This window comes from Weizmannia sp. CD-2023 (assembly GCF_036225245.1).
Lineage (GTDB): Bacteria > Bacillota > Bacilli > Bacillales > Bacillaceae_C > Weizmannia > Weizmannia faecalis.
The window spans coordinates 52,076-53,008 of record NZ_JARTJQ010000030.1 but is presented as its reverse complement, the minus strand read 5'-3'; the positions used below and the strand labels follow the sequence as shown (position 1 = coordinate 53,008).

1 protein-coding gene is annotated in these 933 nt (G+C 45.1%); it reads left to right on the top strand.

The window, feature by feature from the left end:
• Window positions 1-628: 628 nt before the first annotated feature.
• The coding region (locus tag P9687_RS04405) for an NADPH-dependent FMN reductase (protein WP_328228870.1) at window positions 629-933 on the top strand (305 nt) is incomplete at its 3' end.

The following is a 933-nucleotide window of genomic DNA, read 5'->3' as shown; positions in this document are numbered from 1 at the left end:
CAACCTCAATTTCCTTCGCTTCCTTAACATAGACGCGCCCTATGTGAAGGAAGGCTGCCTTTTTTCCACGCTTCCTTAACGTAGACGCACTCTATGTGAAGAAAGACCCTCAATTTCCCCCGCTTCCTTTACGTAGATGCCCATGCCGCAAAGAACATGGCGTTAGCAGAAGGCAACGCGACTTGCCAGAATCACGCACGGCTACATGAAGGTTCCATAGATAATTGCCGTCTTCTTTCATTTCGTCGTCCTTGCTGCAAAGAACGCGGCACGGCAGAAGAATGAAGCGTGACTACTTTCGTCTGCTGATTGAATGCGTGAAACCTAAAGGGCAAGGCGTTTTGTATTTGCCTCGTGGACCATCCCGTTAAAACCGAAAATGTTTGGGCAAAATCGGTCCTTTATTTTTGATTACCATAAGGAAGACTGGTCAATACTTTAATCGGGGAACAAAAAACCGAGAACAATCATTGACCTTCGATTGCTTGTGGTTGTCACCAAGAACATCCGGAAACCGCCAGCTGGCTTGAATGGCACATAGCAACATAGCAAGCAGGAATTTTGACTTTCCGGAGTGGTTTTCTTATCATGATCTAGCATAAAATATAAATGGAAGCAGGTCGATAGAATGACAAAAGTTGGAATTTTGCTTGGTTCTTTGCGGAAAGCATCTTTTTCAAGAAAACTTGCGGAAAATGTAGCAAACCTTTTTCCTGAAGGGTATGAAACGGAATTTGTCGAGATTGGAAAGCTCCCTTTATACAATCAGGATTTTGATGACCATAACCAGGTTCCGGCCGAGTATACGACATTCCGGGATACAGTAAAAGGGCTCGATGCGGTGCTGTTTGTAACACCGGAATACAACCGCTCCATCCCGGCTGTATTAAAAAATGCAATCGATGTTGGTTCGCGCCCGTACGGCCAAAGTGT